Annotated in this window: 5 protein-coding genes; all 5 read right to left on the bottom strand. The window is 55.1% G+C overall.

All coding sequences use genetic code 11. The features are described from left to right. Positions 1–1,251: PAS domain S-box protein (locus tag NW807_RS10570; protein ID WP_414426082.1), on the bottom strand; the 1,251-nt coding region annotated here is incomplete at its 3' end. A 110-nt stretch (positions 1,252–1,361) separates the two neighbouring features. Next, a complete protein-coding gene (locus tag NW807_RS10565; protein WP_414426081.1) occupies positions 1,362–1,784 on the bottom strand; it encodes a hypothetical protein in 423 nt (140 codons plus the stop codon). A 15-nt stretch (positions 1,785–1,799) separates the two neighbouring features. Beyond that, on the bottom strand, positions 1,800–1,937 hold the full coding sequence (locus NW807_RS10560; protein ID WP_414426080.1) for a hypothetical protein: 138 nt from the start codon (positions 1,935–1,937) through the stop codon (positions 1,800–1,802). Positions 1,938–1,985: 48 nt separating this feature from the next. Further along, positions 1,986–2,507, bottom strand: coding sequence for a Uma2 family endonuclease (locus tag NW807_RS10555; protein ID WP_414426079.1), 522 nt, complete (start codon positions 2,505–2,507; stop codon positions 1,986–1,988). A gap of 114 nt (positions 2,508–2,621) precedes the next feature. Beyond that, entirely contained in the window at positions 2,622–3,206 is a 585-nt protein-coding gene (locus NW807_RS10550) for a Uma2 family endonuclease (RefSeq protein ID WP_414426078.1), read from the bottom strand. Positions 3,207–3,406 lie beyond the last annotated feature (200 nt).

Below are 3,406 nucleotides of genomic sequence, written 5' to 3'. Positions count from 1 at the left end.
CACCGGTACAGCCTCTGCAATTTCTCGGAAGCGGGCTTCGCTCTCTCGCAAAGCCAGTTCCACCTGCTTTTGTTGGGTAATGTCGCGGGTACTGGCAACCATCCCCTGAACCAAAGGATCATCCAAGAGATTGGTGCAGAGGCTCTCCAGCCACACCCAATGGCCGTCGGCGTGCTGCAACCGATAGACAAAGCTGAGCGTCTCGCCTGGGCTAGCTCTTAGGCGCTGGAAAGCGTTGACAACAGCCTGTCGATCTTCAGGGTGGATCCACTCCCAAGGCAGCGGCTCTCCCTCTTCAAGAAAGCGCCCTAGGATCCTCTTAGCCGCCGGTGGGTTAAGGCAATGCAACCGGTCCTGGCCGTCAATTCGGCACAAGATCTCATGGCTGTTGTTGATGAAGGCGCGAAAGCGCTCCTGCTGCTCTGCTAGCTCTTGTTGCAGGCGCTTCTGCTCGGTGATGTCTAGGCTAACGCCGAGAACCCCCCGACCTTCCGATTGCTCTCTCAGGGGCACGACTACGGAATAGGTATAGCGCTCTTCTCCCTGAACGAGCTCTTTCCCCTCGTACTTGACAACTTCCCCTCGAAGGGCGCGGGCGACATACTCTTGCCAGTCCCCGTGTTCTTGAGCCACTGCCTCCAAAGAAGTGCCCAGCAGATCGCCAAACCAGGCGCGGTCAGTGGCATTTTGCAAAATTAGCACTCCCTGGGGATCCCTGGCCCACACCGCCAACGGCAGGGCATCCAACAAGGTGCGCAGTTGGGCCTCCCGCAGCCGCAGGTTTTCTTCCAACTGTTTCTTCTCGGTAATGTCTCGGCCTAGCCCACGAATAAACTGCAACCGGCCCCGCCAGTCAAAGATGCCCTGGTTGACCCACTCAAACCAGCGCACCTCTCCCCGCCCATCTATTAACCTACTGACTTGGCTAAAGAAGGGGTGCTGAGGAGTGAGCTGGGCTATTTTCTGCCGCACCTCTTCTTGTTCCTCTACTGGCAGGGCCTCAAGCCAGCGCCTGCCCCGCCAATCGCCTAAAACCTTCCGACAAGTTTCGTTGCACTCCACAACCGTTGTATCCGCCCGCGCCAGCATGACGATGTCTGCAAAGCCCAGCTGAGCTTGCTGCAGCCGCCGCCTTTGCCAGTAGATCAGCACTGCTAGAGAAGATCCCCAAAGGACTAGCCAAAGCCAAGTGGGCAAAGTGTTCTGGCTGAGTAAGGTAATCAGGTTAACCAAATCTCTAGGGACGCTCATAGAAGTTAGGCTGGCCGATTAATCGGTAGCATTTCTAACCTAGACTCAGGTATTGTGCCAGCATTTCCGCTATCTCCCTGGGGAGGACAGCATTCCCTGACAAGGGAGCTTTAGGACAAGGGGTTCTTTTTTGGATTTCCTAGATATGCCTGAATCCAGCCCACCAGCCGCTGAGAGAGCACGAAAGCCTCTGGCTCGCTCCCTTTGACGCCTACTTGGCTATTGAAGCAAGCGATGACCTCCTCTTTTGGATCAGGTTGGGAAGGGTCTTCGCGAAACTGGAGCCGCACCTGACTTTGGACTTGGAAACTCTCTTGGGCTTGGTTGTCTAAGAGCTCCCAGCCTACCCGATGTATCCGCACCCCTTGCAATTGAGCCAAGGGATAGGAGAACGCCTGCTGCCGCCAAATTCCCCAAGGGCCACGCAGACGGGTTAAGGTGACCCGTTGGTTTTCGCGATCCAAGCTCAAGATTTGCCCCAACCCCCAAGGGATCCCAGTCCATAGGCCCACCCCCACAAGCACCAACCCCAAGAGCAGCGAACGAGCTCACAGCTGGGATCCCAGCGCCAACAGCCCTAGGCCCACAACCACCCGCCAGGCCAGTTGCTCAGGGGTCAACCTTTGCAGGGCAATCCGCAGCCGTCTGGGGTTGCGCTCCAGGACTTGCAGGTGAAGTGGTGCCATGAAAGCGGATCCCGTTTTTGGGGCCAGTTTACCAGGTGCCTTAGAACCCTAGAACTCAGGCTCGGCAAAAAACTCTGACAAATCCAAGGCAAAACCAGGGATCACCTCTTCGCCTTCCAGAATGTCCCCTTGCCGCTTCAATGCTGCGGGCTCAGGCTGGCGGTAGACTAAAACATACTTTTCTTCGGGATGAATGACCCAAACAAGCCGGGATCCGTTCTCAAAGTACTCGACAATTTTGTCGTGGATCTCTCCTACAGTGTTGGCCTCAGAGAGAACCTCTATAGCCAGGTCCGGAGCTCCCTCGATATAGCCCTTGGGGATCCCGCCGAGAGATCGCAGCCGCTCCTTGGAGAAGAAAGAACAATCTGGGGAGCGGCGATTGCCAGATTTCATCTTAAACGAAGTATCGGAGTCAAAAGTAAAGCCAATCTTTTGGCTGCGAACATAGGCACCTAGGAGGATGTGAATCAAACTTACATAGTATCCATGCCTTGCACTTGCCGAACCCAAAGCAATCAGCTTCCCATCGACAACTTCATAGCAATTGCCATCATCGGGCAGGGCCATAAACTCTTCATCCGTCCAAATCTTCCGAGAAGCTGTTGCAGAGCTTTCGGCAGGTTCCTTTGCTAGCCTTTCCAGAGCTTCAATCATGGTAGCCCTCTCAGATAGCTAAAACAACTAAGGGATCCGAGCCTGGGCAAACACATCCTGGGGGACAACCTTCAAGCCGGGCAGAAACTCATCTTGGATGGCTTGGGATCCCGTAAAAGTCCGCGGCGGGGCATCGGGGTAGAAAACGGTGATGCTCTTGGCTTGGGGATCCACCACCCAAACTCGGGGGACGCCCGCATCCAAGTAATCGGCTACTTTCTGAAGCATCGCCCCAAAGCTTTGGCCAGGAGAAAGGATCTCAATCACCCACTCAGGAGCTACCGGACAAGGTCCATCTTGGGTATGCTGGGCTGGCCAGCGCTCAAAGGAAACATAGAGTAGGTCGGGAGCCGGAAACCATTCTTTCCCTTGCCGCTGCAAAACAATCGCCAACTCTGTGTATACATCCCCCTTGCCCTGACACCACGCATCCAGGATCCAAAGCAGTCGTTTCTGCAGGGAGGCATGAAACCTTTGGGGCGACATGGGCGCATCCTTGGGGACGGCTTGTCCATCGACCAGCTCATAGGTAACATCTCCCTCTGGCAACGCTAGAAACTGCTCGGGAGTCAGTTTTTGACCTGAAACCAGCGGCTCTGTAGTTGATAGCATCAGGAGATCCTCCTTATCTTTTGCTGTTTGAGGTTGCTGCTCGCTAAGGGATCCGCGCTTGGGCAAATACATCCTGAGGAACAACCTTCAAGCCCGGCAAGAAATCCTCTTGAATAGCTTGGGATCCCGTAAAGGTCTTTGGCGGGGCATCGGGGTAGAAGACTGTGATGCTCTTGGCCTGCGGATCCACAATCCAAACG

This window comes from Synechococcus sp. R70.1 (assembly GCF_047461675.1).
GTDB lineage: Bacteria > Cyanobacteriota > Cyanobacteriia > Thermostichales > Thermostichaceae > Thermostichus.
The sequence above is the reverse complement of the archived record's forward strand: the minus strand, read 5'-3'. Positions and strand labels throughout refer to the sequence as shown.

Coding starts and splice junctions, on each gene's coding strand:
- NW807_RS10560 (WP_414426080.1), bottom strand. CDS start 1,937: ATGGCACCACTTCACCTGCAAGTCCTGGAGCGCAACCCCAGACGGCTG.
- NW807_RS10555 (WP_414426079.1), bottom strand. CDS start 2,507: ATGGCCCTGCCCGATGATGGCAATTGCTATGAAGTTGTCGATGGGAAG.
- NW807_RS10550 (WP_414426078.1), bottom strand. CDS start 3,206: ATGCTATCAACTACAGAGCCGCTGGTTTCAGGTCAAAAACTGACTCCC.